The 15,586-nt window shown below is 62.2% G+C and carries 16 protein-coding genes; 10 read left to right on the top strand and 6 right to left on the bottom strand.

Annotated elements, in window-relative coordinates:
- The first annotated feature begins 89 nt into the window (after nt 1–89).
- The 3 genes from ABID58_RS18740 (at nt 90) to ABID58_RS18730 (ending at nt 3,143) form a co-directional block, all read left to right on the top strand.
- Nucleotides 90–1,070, top strand: a complete 981-nt coding sequence (locus ABID58_RS18740; RefSeq protein WP_354033783.1) for a Bug family tripartite tricarboxylate transporter substrate binding protein — start codon at nt 90–92, stop codon at nt 1,068–1,070.
- A 96-nt stretch (nt 1,071–1,166) separates the two neighbouring features.
- The gene (locus ABID58_RS18735; RefSeq protein ID WP_354033782.1) at nt 1,167–1,892 is read left to right on the top strand and encodes a dienelactone hydrolase family protein; all 726 of its coding nucleotides are present in this window, start codon (nt 1,167–1,169) and stop codon (nt 1,890–1,892) included.
- 411 nt (nt 1,893–2,303) lie between these two features.
- The gene (locus ABID58_RS18730) at nt 2,304–3,143 is read left to right on the top strand and encodes a Crp/Fnr family transcriptional regulator (RefSeq protein ID WP_354033815.1); all 840 of its coding nucleotides are present in this window, start codon (nt 2,304–2,306) and stop codon (nt 3,141–3,143) included.
- Nucleotides 3,144–3,179: 36 nt separating this feature from the next.
- On the opposite strand, the gene ABID58_RS18725 is transcribed toward ABID58_RS18730, so the two are convergent.
- The gene (locus ABID58_RS18725) at nt 3,180–3,455 is read right to left on the bottom strand and encodes a hypothetical protein (RefSeq protein ID WP_354033781.1); all 276 of its coding nucleotides are present in this window, start codon (nt 3,453–3,455) and stop codon (nt 3,180–3,182) included.
- 496 nt (nt 3,456–3,951) lie between these two features.
- Here ABID58_RS18725 and ABID58_RS18720 point away from each other — a divergent pair, with 496 nt between their 5' ends.
- Nucleotides 3,952–4,200 (top strand): hypothetical protein, encoded by a 249-nt coding sequence (locus tag ABID58_RS18720; RefSeq protein ID WP_354033780.1) that lies wholly within the window; start codon nt 3,952–3,954, stop codon nt 4,198–4,200.
- A gap of 550 nt (nt 4,201–4,750) precedes the next feature.
- Entirely contained in the window at nt 4,751–5,755 is a 1,005-nt protein-coding gene (locus ABID58_RS18715; protein WP_354033779.1) for a hypothetical protein, read from the top strand.
- 644 nt (nt 5,756–6,399) lie between these two features.
- Here ABID58_RS18715 and ABID58_RS18710 read toward each other — a convergent pair.
- The 3 genes from ABID58_RS18710 to hemE all read right to left on the bottom strand — a co-directional run bounded on the left by ABID58_RS18710 (nt 6,400) and on the right by hemE (nt 8,627).
- Nucleotides 6,400–6,699 (bottom strand): hypothetical protein, encoded by a 300-nt coding sequence (locus ABID58_RS18710; protein WP_354033778.1) that lies wholly within the window; start codon nt 6,697–6,699, stop codon nt 6,400–6,402.
- Between the two features lie 196 nt (nt 6,700–6,895).
- On the bottom strand, nt 6,896–7,405 hold the full coding sequence (locus ABID58_RS18705; RefSeq protein ID WP_354033777.1) for a DUF2867 domain-containing protein: 510 nt from the start codon (nt 7,403–7,405) through the stop codon (nt 6,896–6,898).
- Between the two features lie 187 nt (nt 7,406–7,592).
- Nucleotides 7,593–8,627, bottom strand: coding sequence for a uroporphyrinogen decarboxylase (hemE, locus tag ABID58_RS18700; protein ID WP_354033776.1), 1,035 nt, complete (start codon nt 8,625–8,627; stop codon nt 7,593–7,595).
- Between the two features lie 111 nt (nt 8,628–8,738).
- Here hemE and ABID58_RS18695 point away from each other — a divergent pair, with 111 nt between their 5' ends.
- Both ABID58_RS18695 and ABID58_RS18690 read left to right on the top strand, forming a co-directional pair.
- Complete coding sequence (locus ABID58_RS18695; RefSeq protein WP_148755551.1) at nt 8,739–8,954, top strand: hypothetical protein; 216 nt, start codon at nt 8,739–8,741, stop codon at nt 8,952–8,954.
- Nucleotides 8,955–9,119: 165 nt separating this feature from the next.
- Entirely contained in the window at nt 9,120–11,021 is a 1,902-nt protein-coding gene (locus ABID58_RS18690) for a diguanylate cyclase (protein ID WP_354033775.1), read from the top strand.
- A gap of 6 nt (nt 11,022–11,027) precedes the next feature.
- On the opposite strand, the gene ABID58_RS18685 is transcribed toward ABID58_RS18690, so the two are convergent.
- Together ABID58_RS18685 and trhO are read right to left on the bottom strand one after the other, a co-directional pair.
- Complete coding sequence (locus ABID58_RS18685) at nt 11,028–11,246, bottom strand: SlyX family protein (protein WP_354033774.1); 219 nt, start codon at nt 11,244–11,246, stop codon at nt 11,028–11,030.
- The gene (gene trhO / locus ABID58_RS18680) at nt 11,236–12,003 is read right to left on the bottom strand and encodes an oxygen-dependent tRNA uridine(34) hydroxylase TrhO (RefSeq protein WP_354033773.1); all 768 of its coding nucleotides are present in this window, start codon (nt 12,001–12,003) and stop codon (nt 11,236–11,238) included. The genes ABID58_RS18685 and trhO overlap by 11 nt, the downstream gene beginning before the upstream one ends.
- 195 nt (nt 12,004–12,198) lie before the next feature.
- On the opposite strand from trhO, the gene ggt reads away from it, so the two are divergent.
- The 3 genes from ggt (at nt 12,199) to ABID58_RS18665 (ending at nt 15,586) form a co-directional block, all read left to right on the top strand.
- On the top strand, nt 12,199–13,785 hold the full coding sequence (ggt, locus tag ABID58_RS18675; protein ID WP_354033772.1) for a gamma-glutamyltransferase: 1,587 nt from the start codon (nt 12,199–12,201) through the stop codon (nt 13,783–13,785).
- A gap of 165 nt (nt 13,786–13,950) precedes the next feature.
- On the top strand, nt 13,951–14,565 hold the full coding sequence (locus ABID58_RS18670; RefSeq protein ID WP_354033771.1) for a (2Fe-2S)-binding protein: 615 nt from the start codon (nt 13,951–13,953) through the stop codon (nt 14,563–14,565).
- Nucleotides 14,566–14,569: 4 nt separating this feature from the next.
- A complete protein-coding gene (locus tag ABID58_RS18665; RefSeq protein ID WP_354033770.1) occupies nt 14,570–15,586 on the top strand; it encodes an FAD binding domain-containing protein in 1,017 nt (338 codons plus the stop codon).

Genomic DNA, 15,586 nt, shown 5'->3' with positions numbered 1-15,586 from the left:
CAATAGCCTTATGCGCTTATGACGACATCAACTATCCTTAAGCCGTTGAAGAGAGCCGGCGCCAGTGCAGGCTCGACGGAGCAATGCCCATGCCGGCCTCCCGACGTCAATTTCTGCACCTTGCGGTGGGCATGGCTGCGCCAGCTCTGCTGTCGGGCCTGGCTTGGGCCGATACTTACCCGTCGCGGCCGGTACGCATCATGGTTGGTTTCGCCGCGGGCGGGCCAAATGACATCCTTGCGCGTCTGGTCGGGCAATGGTGCTCGGAGCGGCTCGGCCAGCAATTTATCGTCGAGAACCGGCCCGGAGCAGGGAGCAATATCGCCACTGATGCGGTCGTGCGTGCGGCTCCGGACGGCTACACTCTGCTGCTGGTCGGTTCTCCCAACGCGATCAATGCGACGCTTTATGAAAATCATGATTTCAATTTCCTGCGGGACATTGCACCGGTCGCGAGTCTGACCCGTGGCGCCCTGGTGATGGTGATACATCCATCGGTTCCTGCCCTTACAATTCCAGAGTTCATCGCCTATGCCAAAGCCAATCGCGGGAGACTCTCCTATGGCTCTGGCGGCGTGGGCGGGATCACCCATATTGCCGCGGAACTGTTCAAGCAGGAAGCCGGCGGGCTCGATCTTCAACATGTGCCCTATCGGGGCGTGGCGCCCGCGATCACGGATCTGCTCGGCGGGCAGGTGCAGGTCGTCTTTGTGAACCTGGCGCCATCGATCGGGCACATCCGGAGCGGCAAGCTGCGCGCGATCGGAATAACGACGGCGGCGCGATCCGAAGCGCTGCCGGATGTCCCGGCCATCGGCGAATTCGTGCCAGGTTACGAGGCGAGCTCGGTGTTCGGCATCGGCGCGCCGAAAGACACGCCAGCCGCGATTATCGCCAGGCTCAACAATGAGGCCAACGCCGCTCTGGCCGATCCCGGGTTCAGGACGCGCCTTCGCAGTCTCGACGCGACGGCACTCGGCGGCTCGCCCGGCGATTTCGGCAAGCTGATGGCCGGTGAAACCGAGAAGTGGGCCAAAGTGATCAGCCTCGCGAAGATCCGACCGGAATAGCGCGGCGACGCTTGGATCGCCGCAATCTCCGTCCCTCGCATCCCCAGCCGGACCGGACAACGGCCGCCGTACCTCAAACGAAGGGTTGGATTCGAGATGCAAGGGAAGTTCAGCAGGATCTGCGCGAACGGCGGCGGCGCGTTCGATTGCTATCTGGTCACGCCTGAGCGTGAAAAGCCGGCTGCTGCCGTCGTGCTTGCTTCAGCCATTCATGGCGTGGATGCCGACATGCGCGCAATCGCCGACGAGCTTGCTGCATCCGGCTTCGTTGTCGCTGTGCCGGATCTGTTCTGGCGTTCGATTGCCGGGCCGCTTTCCCGGAACGACCCGCGCGCGGCCCGGCGCGCGCAGCCGCGCCTTGAGCAAATCAAGGCCGGCGAAGACGATATGATCGACACCTTGAGGCACCTCGGCACAATCCAGCAATTCAATGGCCAGGCGGCGGTCATGGGGTTCTGCTACGGCGGCCCGTATGCGATTCTCGGGCCGAAACGACTTGGCTATGCGGCGGGCATCTGCTGCCACGGATCCCAGATGCTGGACTATCTTCACGAACTTGCCGGGGTTCACCAGCAAGTCTGTCTCATTTGGGGCGACAAGGACGATCGCGCGCCGGTCGAGGTGCTGGACGCCTATCGTGATTTGGCGGCGCGCATGGCAAACGTCGAACTGCACATCTGTCCCGGGGTGTGCCACGGCTACATGATGCGGGGAAGCCCGTCGTTCGATCGGGCGACACACGATTTTTCAATAAAGCGCGCCCGCGAGATTCTCGAAGGTCTCGAGTCGGCAACTCGTAAGCCGGCTGCATCATTACGGTGACAGTGCACTTAATTTGGTTTGGCCGAATTGAATGCACCGTAATTCCCACCGTAACTCCCGTAACCGCTCTGCCCCCCATCAACTGACATGTAGCTGCACCGTGTCAACAGAAGCGATGGGCCAAGAGGCGTCCACGCCCCACACCGCCGAAGACGTCAGCTAGGAAGCCGAGAGCGGGCGCTGCCGGAACCATCACCGGTCGATCATCCCGCAAGCCCCGCTCGCCGAGTCGCACAACGGGCGTGAATAGTATGATGTATGCAAGATCCTGCTTGCGCGGCGAGACGCCGGCAGCGTCTCCGCAAATGTCCGTGCTTGATCTCGATTAATGGCTCTGTTTGGATGATTGCGTTTCGCGCAACTCTATTTCGGGCAATCATAGTGAATGAAAAAGATGGATACCGGCGTTCAATGGGTGCTCCTTCACAAGAAAGCATCGTGACCCTCCACCGTACCGGCATCGGGAATCGGCTACTGGCAGCGCTGCCGCCGGCGGATCTCGGCTTGCTCACGCCCCACTTCCGGAAGGTCTCGTTTGAGCCAGATGCCGTTCTGGTGCGCTCGGGCGATGAGATGGACCCGGTCTATTTTCCCCATAGCGGCGCAATCGCCTTCATGCTCGATATGCCGGACGGGCAAACGGTCGCAACCACCTTGATGGGACGGGAAGGCGCTTTGGCCTCTTTCTCCGTGCTCGGCCCATCGCTTTCATCCGTGACCGCGATCGCACGCATGGCTGGCTCAGCATCATTGATTTCCGCCGTCAAATTTCGGGATGCCTATGCGCAAAGCGCGGCCATCAGGAATGTCGTTCAGCTCCACGCCCGCGCGGTGTTATTGCAGCTCCAGCACGTAGCCGCTTGCAACGCGCTGCACCGGGTGGATGGTCGCATGGCGCGGTGGCTTCTGCAGCTTCACGACCGCGTTCCCGAAGACCTCCTTCCGGTGACGCAGGAGGCGCTTGCGCAATTGCTGGGGGTGCGGCGGACGACAGTGACTCTGACGATGAGAAAGCTGCGCGAGGCTGGAGCCGTCCAGTCCGACCGGCGCGGATTTGTTGAGATCGATCGGGCGCGGCTCGAGAGGGTCGCATGCGACTGCTATGCGCTTATGCAGCGCAAGATCGATCGGATGTATTGCCAGGAATTGTCGGCGCCCCAGCCTACCCGTGCGCCGTTCCGGGAAAGCGCCATCGTCTCGTCCGGCGGAGCGAGTGGTGAATCCAGAGCCGTTTCGGGGGCGGAGAAGTAGAGACCATGCGATGACCGCCTTCGGTCAAAAGCGGACTCACTTTGCTCGCAGCAATGGGCTTATTTCGCCAGCGTCTGTGATACCCGGCATCCGTCCTAGTTCCAACGCGCGCGGCAAGATCCAAAACGGAGAGCCTGGATCGAACGGCGCCGGCTCGCCCGTCAAATTGTAGAGGGTCTTGGCGCAAATCTCTTCAAAGGCATATTGGGCCAGGGCCAGTTGATCGTCGCGTTTTCCCGCCGCTAGGGTCTTTTTCCTGATCTCGGTAAACAGGGCGTGCGCCTGCTTGCGGCGGGACTTATCGTTCGCCAACACGATCAGTCCTCGAAGTGTTTCCTTGTCCTCGCACCGCCCCTCAAAAAAAGTAAGCGGTGCTAAGATAGCCGCGAGTATGTCCGCATTCATGCAGAGACCTTAGTGCACTTGGAAGACGTCTCAAACGGGTCAATAACGTCGATTTGCCCGTCGGCCAATGACTTCCGGTTTGCACCGGAGTCCGGACATGTCGCTGTATTACGGTGACAGTGCTGGTATTACGGTGACAGTGCGCTTAATTTTGGAATTGAATGCACTGTCACCGTAATACCGTAATACCGTAATACCTGTCACCGTAATACTGAAGGGCGGCCTCAGCACATCTTGATGTGATTCCTGTTAGCTCTTGAGCCTTAGACTGGAGCAATACCAGTAGGACTCCAATGGTGCGTAACCCATCTTGTTGCCCGCCGTCGTGCACGCGCCGTAGGATTTGTAGCGTGCGTCTCTACACGTTGACGAAATACGGCCAGCAGCAAAGGAGCATCCGATCTTGGCGCTCGGATCACTCGTGACTGCGGCATTCACGGGTGGCCCGGCCGTCGCGGGAGTGATCGACAAGGCGGCGACAGCAAGACCAGCGGCAAGTATTGAAATGGCTTTCATGGCTATCTCCCAAATTTTTCCGGAACGGAGGCTTGCCGTCCTGGTGCGGGAGTATATGCCACGTTTCAAAATGGGCGCAACTGGAGATTGCAGTCGTGAAGCCACTGCCGTTATTTGCATAACAGCAAGGGAATAATGAGCGGACCGCAGCCGCCGGTGGCCTCTCGCTCCGTTTCTGCCTGGAAAGCCCGCCAGGTACTCATGACCCCTATTACGCTATTACGGTGACAGTGCACTTAATTTTTGATCGAATTGAATGCACTGTCGGTTTGCACCGGAGTCCGGACATGTCGCTGCGGTGAGCCGACCGACGCGATGGGTCAAAAGGGGCGGTTCGGTAGCTCGGCTGCAGACTTCCGTCTGCCCTTGTCGGCCGAAATGCAGCGGCACCGCGTCAAAGGAAGCGATGGGCCACTTCCAGACATCGCCGATGGGTATATAGGATCATCGTCCACCGCGGAGAACAGCAAGTGGCCCGAATAGAAACCTTCGTATGGATCGTAACGACTTTCATAGTCATTATGGCCGCCACTCCACCACGGGCTTTGGCAACACCAGAAGCGTCTGCATGCGGGTACCTCGCTGGTCTGATCGATAAGGCACCGCCAGGGCCGTTGTTCTTGCCCAGCTATCCGACCGTGGAATCGGGGCCTCTCCGTGGCGCCGCATACCTTTACGACAATGCGGTGGCCGCCATCGCATTAGTCGGTTGCGGTGAGCGGGACAAAGCACGTCGGATCGGCGCGGCGATTCTCTGGGCCATCGATAACGACCGGACCTGGCATGATGGACGGCTCCGGAACGCTTACGCCGCGGGTGTGGCGGCGAGTGGCTCCGCAAAACTTCCGGGTTGGTGGGACAGTACTCAGAACAAGTGGTTAGAAGATCGATATCAGGTGGGCAGCGATAATGGCAACGTTGCATGGGCAATGTTGGCTTTGCTGTCGATTGATGATGTGAGCGCCAGCTCTCGGTTCCGCGATGGTGCGGCACGGCTTGGCACCTGGGTCGCGCAATGGGCCGACACGCGCGGTACTGGCGGTTTTACGGGCGGTACTTTTGGGCACGAACCGACGCCGGACGTACGGACGTGGAAATCGACTGAACACAATACTGACCTCGCCGCCGCGTTTGGCCTTCTTGCAACCCGCACAGGCGATTCGCGCTGGCGTGATATGGCAACAGCTGGTGAGCACTTCGTAGATACGATGTGGGATCCGGCGTGCGCCTGTTTCGCCGCAGGTACCGCCGAAGACGGCGTCACGCGCAATCCGATTTTGGCCCTGGATGCTCAAGTCTGGCCCTTATTGGCGCTCCCCGGAGCGGCGAAGAAATTTGCATCGGCAATGACTACCGTCGAACGCCGAATGAGTGTCGACAAGGGCTTTTCTTACGGTGAAGACCGAGATGGTGTGTGGACCGAAGGGACGGGCCAAATGGCTCTCTTGCTGGAATTGCTCGGTAGGACTGGGGAGGCAAAATCGTTGGTCGCTGTAATCGAATCCCAGAGGTCGCCGGATGGCGGGTTCTATGCCACAAGTGTCCGAGGGCTACCGACCGGGTTCATGTTAGATACCGATCCGGCCAAGCCACGACTCTATTTCCGATTGCCACATCTTGGCGCAGCTTCGTGGGCTGCTCTTGCAGAACGGGGGTTCAATCCCTTTACGGCGACAAAAAGACTTCCGTAGTTAAAGGCCGCAGTGGCGCCCGTCTCAGCCCTTCAGTTTCATCCAAGCTAAGTGCTTTTTCGATTTCGATAAGTCCGAATTGGGTCAATAGCGTCGATTTGCCCGTCGGCCCGTGACTTCCGGTTTGCACCGGAGTCCGGACATGTCGTTGCGGTGAGCCGACCGACGCGATAGGTCAAAGGTGAAGTGCTGGGGCTAGGTCGGTTGCGTTAAACTCATCCATTCAATTTGAGTATTCTCAATAGGGCCATCTACAAAGTTGCATGAGAAAAGCTGAAAATGTCCTGGATCATTGCCCTCGCTTCTTTCGGGTTTTATTGGTGGCTTACTAGGCGGGCAAGTGAACGGGCGACAGAACTCGCAGCAGCTGGAATTGGGCGCTCTCCTCTATATTGGGTGTCGAACGCGCTAGTCGCCGTCTTGTTGGCCCTAGTTCTGTACATTGCCCACATTCACAATCAATCGCCCGTTCCGGCTTTCCTATGGATCGCGGCCATTGCGATAATCGTGGCTTTGCTTTTCCTGCGCCGCGCTTTGAAATGGCGCTATCCCGTATAGGAACCCCATTTTATTCTGCGGACGCGTCGAACTCCTCTGGCGGCCGCAGCCGGATGCACGTTTTTCGCTCTGCATTAGTCGCTGCTTCAATCTCGATCCATCCCGGCAATGGCGCCAAGAAACCAGCCGCTGAAGAAAGAGACACTCAACATCATGAGATTGGCTGTTGCGGAGAGACCAAGCTTGTCTTGAACATGATCAAATCCGATCAGCCCCAGCAGGGTAAAAACCAGAGCGCAGAACGCAGGCCAAAGCGCCCGCCGCCGCGCTGCGAGCCGCTGGGCCGGGGCAACCCCACGAGAGTTCCGTGAGAGATTCCAGGATCGACGAAACGATACCTCGAAACTCACGACGACCACGATCAGACAGGCAGTGAGGAAGTACATGGACATAATCCTTCGTGCCTAAAAGTCTTATCGGCTCGTTCCAAAAGAAAGACTTGCCGAGCAGATCGGAGTTTATCAATTGCGATATTGGTTCCGTAACTGGACGCGATGCGCACGAAGTCTGCTATTTCAGAGGCAGACTCGTTCGTCGACGGCTAATGGCGGACTACAGCCAGTCGCGACCACCAAAGCATGCTCAAACCTTCATTGCCCTTGCCGCCTGCTCTAAACTGGCCGGCACAATTACGCGATGAAACGGTGCTATCGTGCTGAGATAGATACGCCCAAGTCGGTTATGGCAATGCACGACGGTACCCGCGACCAGCTCGCGCCCATTTGCTGCATCGGCGCGAAGTTGGATGCTGACGCGGAAGTCGAGATGCCAGTCATCCGCGCCCAGCACCAACTCCGTGGCGCTCTTTGACAGCACCGGGAAGAAGCCGATAACCGGCCCACGCGCCGCTGCGGCAACACCGACGGCGCGCGACGATTTGACGGCGACAGTCGCCATCACCACATCGCGGACACGCGTGAGCGCACGAATCCACCACGCCTGTTGCTCGAGCGCGGCGCGTGCCAGCACCTCTACCTCATCGCTGGCCCCCGCCGGCAGTTGAATTGCAAACGCATCCAAAAGGTCCGCGCCTGCGTAGAGCGGCGCGAGCACGCTGTTGCTGGGCATGGGCACGGCGCGTGCTTTGGTCATGCGATCAGGTACCGGATGCGGGGGAGGTCGGCGGGATGATGCCATCGTGCGCCTGTTTTGCCCGACGTGTCAAACCTCGCGGCCGCAGGGCCCGTGATTGCGCCAGGCAAGATTCCTCAATGATTTGTACTGTGCATGGGGTTGTTTTCGCGGTTTTTGTTTCCGCCCCTGAGGGAGCGGAATTTTTTTACCCCCGCACGCGCTTCAGCATCTGCTCGACATGGGCGATCGGCGTCTCCGGCTGGATGCCGTGGCCGAGATTGAAGATGAAGCGGCCTTGCGCAAAATCCGCCAGCACGTTGTCGACCGCGCGGTCGAGTGCCGCGCCGCCCGTAATCAGCGCCAGCGGATCGAGGTTGCCCTGCACGGCGACGCGGCTCTGCACCCGCTCGCGGATGAAGGCGGGCTCGGCAGTCCAGTCGATGCTGACGGCGTTGACGCCGGTCGCCTCGACATAGCCGGGCAATTGCGCGCCGGCGCCGCGAGGGAAGCCGATGATCCTGGCATCGGGCACTTTCGCACGCACGCCTTCGACGATGCGACGCGTCGGCTCGACCGACCAGCGCACGAACTCGGCAGGCGGCAGCACGCCGGCCCAGGTGTCGAAAATCTGCAAGGCGTTGGCGCCGGCTTCGAGTTGCGCCAGCAGATAGTGAATCGAGCTCTCGACCAGCACGTCGATGATTTTCGCAAAGGCGTCCGGATGCCGGTAGGCCATCATCCGCGCCGGCGCCTGGTCGGGCGTGCCGTGGCCCGCGACCATATAGGTCGCAACCGTCCACGGCGCGCCGCAGAAGCCGATCAGCGCAATCTTCGGATCGAGCGCGTGGCGCACCAGCTTGAGTGCCTCGAACACCGGCTTGAGCTTGTCGAAGTCGGCCTGCGCGGCGAGCGTTCCGACCTTCGCCGGATCATCCAGCGGCTCGAGCCGCGGGCCTTCGCCGACCTCGAAGCGCACCGAGCGGCCGAGCGCGTACGGGATCACCAGTATATCGGAGAAGATGATCGCCGCATCGAAGCCGAACCGGCGGATCGGTTGCAGCGTGACCTCGGCGGCCAGTTCCGGATTGAAGCAGAGATCGAGGAAGCCGCCGGCCTTGGCGCGCACCTCGCGGTACTCCGGCAAATAGCGGCCGGCCTGCCGCATCATCCACATGGGCGGGACGGCTTGCCGCTGGCCGGAGAGCACGTCGATGAAGGGCTTTGTCGCAGACTGGGGCACGAACGTTCCTGACGCAGAGTTGAGGTTCCTGATACACCGGGCGCGGCCTGAGCGGAACAGGGGAACCAGCGCAATTGCGCCGCGTTGACCGGGCAATGGAGGAGGAATCCCATGGCTCAGAGATTCAATCCCGCGCCGCACGACAAGCACGCCGACAATCTTCACGAGGCGCTCGCGGCCGACCGCCACGCCAAGCTCGATACCGGGTTGGAAGATACCTTCCCCGCCTCCGATCCCGTAAGCGCCACGCAGCCGACGCCGTCGAAGGCCGACGCGGAGGCCGACCATCCCTCGCTCTGGAACAAGGTCAAGTCGATCTTCAGCTAGGGCCGCCGGTTTCCGATAGGCTTGATAAGACCTTGTTAGCGATCTGCGGAAGCCCCGGTCCGTAGGAGTACGGAAAAACCCGTAGATGAATGCGAATCCCGGCAAGCGCTTCAGGGTTCAATAAGAGAAGCGGCAGAGTTTCCGTCTATTGGAGATTTCTGCCGCATGAACGTCATCTCACAGAGAGCCGGATGGAGCCGCCTGCCGCTGCGCGCGGCGGCTTTTGTCGCGCTCACCTGCGTGGCGATCCTCGGCGTCAGCGGCTGGCGTGAATGGGTCGCGCGGGACGCGGTGCTCAAGGGCGCCGAAACCGAGATGGCGAACGTCGCCCGCTCGCTGACGCAGCATGCCGAGGACAGCCTCGATTTGCTGGATTCCGGCGTCGTCGGCGTCGTCAGCCGGCTGGAGATGGACGGCGCCGATCCCGCCACGATCGCGAAGCTGCGCAACCTGCTGGAGGCGCGCAAGAAGGCGATGGAGCGCGTCCACAGCCTCGCCATCATCGACGACCAGGGCAACTGGCTGACCTCGCCCGGCACGATCGCCTCGACGCTCAGCGACGACACGCTCTTCCGTCACCACCAGCTCTCGCCCAAGCGCGAGGCCTATGTCGGCCGTCCCGTGAAGAGCCTCGTCGACGGCGAATGGGTCGTCACCCTGTCGCGCCGCTTCAACAAGCCCGACGGCAGCTTTGGCGGCGTGGTGCTCGCGGCCATCGGCTCCAAATACCTGTCGCATTTCTACGAGCAGTTCGAGATCGGCCGCAACAGCTCCGTGACGCTGATGTACGGCGGCGGCATGATCATCGCGCGCAACCCGAACAACGAGAAGTTCGTCGGCCGCAGCGTCGCCGACACGGCGCTGTTCCGCGACGCCAGCCTGCAACAGGCGAGTGGCGCCCGTCATTTCAAGTCGCCGCTGGACGGCGCCGAGCGCGTCAGCTTCTTCAAGCGCAGCGCCCGCTATCCGCTCGTGCTGCTCGCAACCGTCGACAAGGACGAGCTGCTCGCGCCGTGGCGGGCAGCCGCGATCTCCCGCATGCTCTACGTGGTCGCGCTGGTGATGCTGATCGCGGTGATCGGCGCGGTGCTGGTGCGGCAGCTGCAGCGCGGCCATCGCATGGCCGCGGCCCTGATCGAGAAGGAGGCGCATTTCCGCCTGCTCGCGGAAGGCTCCAGCGACATGGTCACCCGCATCGGGCTCGACGAACGGCTGCGCTACGTCTCGCCGTCATCCAACCGCGTCGTCGGCTGGCGCCCCAATCAGCTCATGGGCACAGACGCGCTTGCTGGAATCCATCCGGAGGATCGGCCGCATGTGCAGGCCATCGTCGATGCCATGAAGCGCGGCGAAACGGACGAAGCGCGGCTCACTTACCGCAACGTGCACCGGCAGAAGACCGAGGTCTGGCTGGAATCGACCATGCGCGTCACGCGCAAGGACAACGGCAATGTCGACGGCGTCGTCGCGATCTCGCGCGACATCACCGAACAGAAGAAGCTGGAGACCCGGCTCGAGACGCTCGCGATCGAGGACAGCCTCACCGGGCTTGCCAACCGCCGCCGTTTCGACGAGCGGCTCAAGGAGGAATGGGCGCGGGCCTATCGCGATCGCTCCAGCCTTGGCTTGCTGATGATCGACGTCGATCACTTCAAGTCCTACAACGATGAATATGGCCATCCCGCCGGCGACGCTTGCTTGCGCGTGGTCGCAAAGATCATCGCGGCCGAGATGCAGCGGGTCGGCGATCTCGCGGCCCGTTACGGCGGCGAGGAATTCGCCATGCTGCTGCCGAACACCGATGCCGCCGGCTGTGCCCGGATCGGCGAGCGGATCCGCAGCGCCGTCCACGATGCGGGCCTGATTCATGCTTCCAATCCGACCGCGCCATGCGTCACCGTCTCGGTCGGTGGTGCGGCCTGCCGGCCGGTCTTGGAGCGCACCGCGGGCACGGGATCGCTGGTGGAGGCCGCCGACCGTGCGCTCTACGCCGCCAAGGACGCCGGCCGCGATCGCCTGATGATGTCAGGCGAGGTGATGAATATGCTGAAGGCGTCTGGTCAGTAAAAGGGCTCAATAATGCGGCGGGGGTTCGTTGGCGGGGCCCGGCGCATTCGCCTCGGCCTCCTGCAGTCGGTCGTTGAGCTGCCCGAGCTGTCGCGTCAGCACGTCGATCTGCTTCCATTGCGCGGTGATGGTCTGGTTCAACGTCTCGATCGTGTCGTCCTGATAGGCCAGGCGCGTCTCCAGCGTGTCGATGCGTTCGGCGAGCGTCTTGATGTCATTCGTCACGTGCGTGCCCCAATTCTTGCTCGCGCAGGCCCCGTTCGCGCAATCCGTGACCAAGCGCCATGCGCTCGTCGAACACGAAACATTCGCCGCGCCAGCGGCTCTGCGCCTCCGGCACCTGTTCCAGATATTTCAGAATACCGCCTTTGAGGTGATAGACCTCTGCAAAGCCGCGCGCCAGCAGATGCGCGCTCGCCTTCTCGCAGCGGATGCCGCCGGTGCAGAACATCGCGATACGCCGGTGCTTTGACGGATCGAGCTTCTCGGCGGCGAAATCCTTGAACTGGCCAAAGCTCGTGATGTCAGGATCGACCGCGCCCTCGAACGTGCCCATCGCTACCTCGAAGGCGTTGCGGGTGTCGAGCACCAGCGTGTCGGGCGAAGAAATCAGCGCGTTCCATTCGGCGGCCTCGACATAGGTGCCGACCTGCCGGGTCGGGTCGGCGGCTGGATCGCCAAGCGTGACGATCTCCTTCTTCAGCCGCACCTTGAGCCGGCCGAACGGCATCGCTTTCGCGGTCGAGCATTTCAGTTCGAGATTGTCTAGCCGGCCGCCGAACATCGCCCCGTGCCCGAGCTCGTGCGCGAAGGCGTCGATCGCCGCAGGTGAGCCTGCGATCGTGCCGTTGATGCCCTCCTGGGCCAGCAGCACGCTGCCCTTCAGCGACAGGCCGGCACAGAGCGCGCGCAGCGGCTCCCGCAGCTCGCGGTAATCGGGCAGGGCGGCGAATTGGTAGAAGGCGCAGACCTTGTAAATCATGCGCCCGTTTAGCAGGCGGCCGGCGCCCAGAAAACCCGCAACCGATAGCTCTATTCCCAGCGAATGGCAGCCATTTCCCTGGTATGCCAGCATTGCCCGGGCGGGCTGGAATGTGTCATGTAGGCCCGGTTTTCCCGAGATCGCGGCGCACGCGCCCAGAGACTTAGCCCACACGCCCAAGAGAGCAAGAATTCGATGAGAAACTTCCATTTCCCCGGCAGGTCCACGGTCCACGCCACCAACGCGATGGTGGCGACCTCGCATCCGCAGGCCTCGATGGCCGCGATCGAGGTGCTGCGCGAAGGCGGCACGGCGGTGGACGCGGCGGTGGCCGGTTCTGCCCTGCTCGGCGTGATCGAGCCGCAATCGACCGGCATCGGCGGCGATTGCTTTGCGCTGATCCAGCCGCGCGGCGAAGGCAAGATCATCGCCTATAACGGCTCCGGCCGGGCGCCGAAGGCGGCCAACGCCGACTGGTATATCGAGCGCAAGATCAAATCCGTGCCGCTGACCTCGGCCCATGCGGTTTCGATCCCCGGCGTGATCGACGCCTTCGACACCGTGCTGCGCGACCACGGCAAGTTCGGTTTCGACCGCCTGCTGCAGCCCGCGATCAAGGCGGCCGAGGAAGGCTATGTCGTTGCCCCCCGCATCGCGTTCGACTGGAAGAACCAGTTCGAGAAGCTGAAGGGCGGCACCAACACCGTTCGTTACCTGTTGCCTGGCGGCAAGCCGCCGGTGGCCGGCGACATCATCCGCCAGGCCGAACTCGGCAAGACGCTACGCGCAATCGCCAAGGACGGTCGCGATGCCTTCTACAAGGGCGAGATCGCTGAGGACATGGTCGAGACCTTACGCGGCATCGGTGGCCTGCACACGCTCGACGATTTCGCCGCGCACACGACCGAGACGACGACGCCGATCGGCACGATGTACAAGGGCTACGACGTCTGGCAGTGTCCGCCGAACGGGCCCGGCGTCACCGCGCTGCTGATGCTGAACATCCTGTCGCGCTTCGACTTGACCAAATACGCGCCGCTCAGCGTGGAACGCTTCCATCTTGAGGCGGAAGCCGCCCGCATCGCCTACATGAATCGCGAGATGCACGTCGCCTCTCCCGAGCACATGAAGATCAACGTCGCCGAGATGCTCGAAAAGGGCTTTGCCGACGAGTACATCAGCAAGATCCGCCTGGACGGAATGCTCGACCTGCCGAATGTCGCGCCGCCGATGAATCCCTCGACCATCTACATCACGGTCGTGGACAAGGATCGCAACGTCTGCTCGTTCATCAACTCGATCGCACATTCCTTCGGCTCGGCGATCGTCTCGAACAAGACCGGCGTGCTGTTCCAGAACCGCGCCGGCGGCTTCCGCATTCAGCCGGGCCATCCCAACTGCATCGAAGGCAGCAAGCGCCCGCTGCATACGATCATGCCGGGCCTGCTTACCAAGGGCGGCCGTTCCACGATGTCGTTCGCAGTGATGGGCGGCCAGTATCAGCCGACCGGCCATACCCATCTCTTGACCAACATCCTCGACTACGGGTGCGACGTGCAGGAGGCGATCGACATGCCGCGCGGCCTGCATTACGAGGGCCAGTATCAGCTTGAGGACAGCGTGCCGTCTGACATCGTCGAGGGCCTCAAGAAGCTCGGCCACAAGACCACGAATGTGGTGGGCCCGCTCGGCGGCGCCCAGGCGATCTGGATCGACTGGGACAAGGGCACGCTCACCGGCGGTTCCGATCCGCGCAAGGACGGCTGCGCGTTGGGCTATTGAGCCTTCGCGAGGTTCCGCACAAGATCAGGAAAAGTTGACGAAGGGGCGGCGCGGCGCAGGCTGCGCCGCCCTTTCTTATTCGGAACTGAGCTCGTTACTCCAAGTTATGGGGCGATGAGCGGTGCAGGCGTGCGCTGCTTTGTTTCCAAGCGGCGGAGGCCGTCCATGTCCGATACCTCAAGTTCCCGACAATCAGGATTCCACCGGCGCGCTTTCATCGCCGGCGCCGCAGGCAGCGCGCTTGTTCCGCTGACGGCGCGCGCGGCCGTGCAGGATGCGCAAGCGCCCGTGGCGCAGGATCCGGCGCTTCCCGTCGATGTCACGCTGCGGGTGAATGGCCAGGACAAGCGCCTCAACCTCGACGCCCGCACCACGGTGCTGGATGCGCTGCGCGAGCATCTCAAGCTCACCGGCAGCAAAAAAGGCTGCGATCACGGCCAGTGCGGCGCCTGCACAGTGCTGATCGGCGATCGGCGCGTGGTGTCGTGCCTGACGCTTGCGCTCGCGGCCGAAGGGCAAGAGATCACGACCATCGAAGGACTCGCGACCAACGACCGCCTGCATCCGATGCAGCAGGCCTTCGTCGACAACGATGCCTTTCAGTGCGGCTATTGCACGCCCGGCCAGATCATGTCCGCGATTGCATGCGTGAAGGAGGGGCATGCCGGCTCCGACGCCGACATCCGCGAGTACATGAGCGGCAACATCTGCCGCTGCGCTGCCTATCCCAACATTGTTGCCGCCGTGAAACAGGCCGCGCCGGAAATCATGAAAGGCTAGGCCCATGCGACCGTTTTCATATCAGAGGGCAACCGACCCCGGCATGGCCGTGCAGGCGCTCAGCGCCGCCGCGGCAGCCAACAATCCGCTAACGCAGGCCACGGCACAGCCACTCGCCGGCGGCACCACGCTGATCGATTTGATGAAGCTCGACGTGATGCGGCCCGCCGCGATCGTCGACATCAATCCGCTCGCGCAGGGCTGGTCGGCGATCGAGCCTGGGAGCGGGAGCCTGTGGCTCGGTGCGCTCGCAAAAATGTCCGACGTCGCCGCACATGACGACATCCAGCGCAACTATCCGGTCATTGCAAATTCCCTGAAGCTCGCCGCCAGCGCGCAGCTGCGCAATATGGCGACGCTCGGCGGCAACGTGATGCAGCGGACGCGTTGCAGCTATTTCCGCGACGTTTCCTACGAGAATTGCAACAAGCGCAATCCCGGCTCCGGTTGTGCCGCAATGGATGGCGTCAATCGCATGCATGCCGTGCTTGGCACCTCCGAGCAATGCATTGCGACCTATCCCGGCGATTTCGCCCAGGCGCTGATCGCACTGGACGCCACGGTCGAGGTCACCGGCAGGTCCGGGACCCGCAGCATGCCTTTTGCGGAATTGCATAAGCCCCCCGGCAACACGCCCGAGATCGAGACCTCGCTCCAACCGGGCGAGCTGATTTCCGCCTTCGTCATTCCCGGCCGCTGGCCGCGCTCCGTCTACCTGAAGGCGCGTGACCGGCAATCCTATGAATTCGCGCTGTCCTCCGCCGCCGTCGCGCTCGATGTACGGGACGGCACGATCAGGGATGCGCGCATCGCGTTGGGTGGTGTCGCCACGGTACCTTGGCGCGCGCGAGAGACGGAGGCGCTGCTCAAGGGCCGGAAGTTCGATGACGGTCTGGCGCAGCGCGCTGCGGACGCCGCATTCGCCGACGCCAAGGGGCGTCGGCACAACAGCTTCAAGATCGCGCTCGGCAAGCGCGTGGTGGCGCGCGCGCTCCAGCAGGCCGTAACGATGGAGATCTGA

Origin of the sequence: Bradyrhizobium sp. S3.2.6 (genome assembly GCF_040546885.1) — a bacterium.
Classification (GTDB): Bacteria; Pseudomonadota; Alphaproteobacteria; order Rhizobiales; family Xanthobacteraceae; genus Bradyrhizobium; species Bradyrhizobium cytisi.
This window is presented reverse-complemented; position numbering and strand designations above follow the sequence as displayed.

Excerpts from the sequence above, each read along its gene's own strand:
- ABID58_RS18740 (WP_354033783.1), top strand. The coding sequence starts at position 90 with ATGCCGGCCTCCCGACGTCAATTTCTGCACCTTGCGGTGGGCATGGCT.
- ABID58_RS18735 (WP_354033782.1), top strand. The coding sequence starts at position 1,167 with ATGCAAGGGAAGTTCAGCAGGATCTGCGCGAACGGCGGCGGCGCGTTC.
- ABID58_RS18730 (WP_354033815.1), top strand. The coding sequence starts at position 2,304 with ATGGGTGCTCCTTCACAAGAAAGCATCGTGACCCTCCACCGTACCGGC.
- ABID58_RS18710 (WP_354033778.1), bottom strand. The coding sequence starts at position 6,699 with ATGTACTTCCTCACTGCCTGTCTGATCGTGGTCGTCGTGAGTTTCGAG.
- ABID58_RS18705 (WP_354033777.1), bottom strand. The coding sequence starts at position 7,405 with ATGACCAAAGCACGCGCCGTGCCCATGCCCAGCAACAGCGTGCTCGCG.
- ABID58_RS18695 (WP_148755551.1), top strand. The coding sequence starts at position 8,739 with ATGGCTCAGAGATTCAATCCCGCGCCGCACGACAAGCACGCCGACAAT.
- ABID58_RS18690 (WP_354033775.1), top strand. The coding sequence starts at position 9,120 with ATGAACGTCATCTCACAGAGAGCCGGATGGAGCCGCCTGCCGCTGCGC.
- trhO (WP_354033773.1), bottom strand. The coding sequence starts at position 12,003 with ATGATTTACAAGGTCTGCGCCTTCTACCAATTCGCCGCCCTGCCCGAT.
- ggt (WP_354033772.1), top strand. The coding sequence starts at position 12,199 with ATGAGAAACTTCCATTTCCCCGGCAGGTCCACGGTCCACGCCACCAAC.
- ABID58_RS18670 (WP_354033771.1), top strand. The coding sequence starts at position 13,951 with ATGTCCGATACCTCAAGTTCCCGACAATCAGGATTCCACCGGCGCGCT.
- ABID58_RS18665 (WP_354033770.1), top strand. The coding sequence starts at position 14,570 with ATGCGACCGTTTTCATATCAGAGGGCAACCGACCCCGGCATGGCCGTG.